We start from the raw sequence: 255 nt of genomic DNA on the forward strand, positions 1-255 counted from the left end.
GTTCGACGTCGCAAGATGCTTTGCTGTCGACAAGATCATCTGGAGATCGCGGCGAACGATGCCCTGTCGCCGACAACGCTGATGTGGCCTTTGCACGGGGCCGTGTCTTCCACGCGTAGCACGTCACCGGCCCCGAATTGCCGGGTCTCGCCATCCGTCGTGGTTATGGACATGACTCCCTGAAGGTAGACAACAAACTGGGCGAAAGGCGTTGGGTGAAAGTTGCGGCCGTTCAAGTCGGCCGTCCCCCAGCGC

The 255-nt window shown here is 60.8% G+C and carries 1 protein-coding gene; it reads right to left on the reverse strand.

Annotated features, from left to right (window positions below; translation table 11 throughout):
* Nucleotides 1-35 precede the first annotated feature (35 nt).
* Nucleotides 36-255: cupin domain-containing protein (locus tag ACLJNW_RS26645; RefSeq protein WP_410961572.1), on the reverse strand; the 220-nt coding region annotated here is incomplete at its 5' end.

Origin of the sequence: Salmonella sp. SAL4457, from assembly GCF_046548235.1 — a bacterium.
Taxonomy (GTDB): domain Bacteria; phylum Pseudomonadota; class Gammaproteobacteria; order Enterobacterales; family Enterobacteriaceae; genus Salmonella; species Salmonella enterica.